The 1049-nt window shown below is 64.7% G+C and carries 1 protein-coding gene; it reads left to right on the top strand.

The window, feature by feature from the left end:
• Positions 1-99 precede the first annotated feature (99 nt).
• Positions 100-1049, top strand: a 950-nt coding sequence (locus H926_RS0107285; protein WP_022675714.1) for an IS256 family transposase, incomplete at its 3' end; no start/stop codon positions are given.

Below are 1049 nucleotides of genomic sequence, written 5' to 3'. Positions count from 1 at the left end.
GCATGCCCCACCCCATGCGATTTCGATCTCGGTGGCCACCGGGCTCATCGGTAAGGTGGAGTTACCACACTTCACACGCCCACCGAGGAGTTGATCCCGATGACCGACGACAGACTACCGCTTGCCGAGCTGATGGCGAAGACTGGAGATGGAGATTTCCTGCGCACGATCGCCGAGAGCGTATTACAGATCATCATGGAGGCCGACGTCGATGGCCTGGTCGGCGCTAGCCGACACGAGCGCTCCGGCGACCGGACGACCTGGCGGAACGGCTACCGCGACCGCAGCCTCGATACCCGGCTCGGCACGCTCAACCTGAGGATTCCCAAGCTACGGACCGGCGCCTACTTCCCTGGCTTCCTGGAACCCAGGAAGACCGTCGAGAAGGCGCTGGTCGCGGTGATCCAGGAGGCGTGGATCGCCGGCGTCAGCACCCGGCGTGTCGACGAGCTGGTGCAGGCCATGGGCATGACCGGCATCTCCAAATCCTCGGTGTCCAAGCTGTGCAAGGATATCGACGAACGTGTCCATGCCTTCCTTAAGCGGCCGCTCACCGGCGACTGGCCCTACCTCTGGCTCGATGCTACCTACCTCAAGGTGCGCGAGGGCGGGCGGATCGTCAGTGTCGCCGCGATAATAGCCGTTGCCGTCAACACCGAGGGCAAGCGCGAAATCGTTGGCCTTCACATTGGACCCTCCGAAGCCGAGCCATTCTGGTCGAGCTTCCTCAAGGACCTCGCACGCCGCGGACTGACCGGCGTGAAGCTGGTCATCTCCGATGCCCACGAGGGCCTCAAGGCAGCGATCACTCGCGTGCTCAGCGCCACCTGGCAGCGGTGCCGCGTCCACTTCATGCGCAATGCCCTGGCCTACGTGCCCAAGGGCCAGAACACCGTCGTCGCCGCTGCCATCCGCCAGGTCTTCCTCCAGCCCGACCATGCCGCCGCGACACAGGTCTGGCGCCAGGTCGCCGACCAGTTGCGTACCCGCTGGCCAAAGCTCGGCGCCTGCATGGACGATGCCGAGCACGACGTGCTGGCCTACATGAC

The organism is Novosphingobium sp. B-7 (genome assembly GCF_000410615.1).
Taxonomy (GTDB): Bacteria; Pseudomonadota; Alphaproteobacteria; order Sphingomonadales; family Sphingomonadaceae; genus Novosphingobium; species Novosphingobium capsulatum.
Note: the sequence above shows the minus strand (reverse complement) of the source record. Positions and strands in the feature narration are given on the sequence as shown.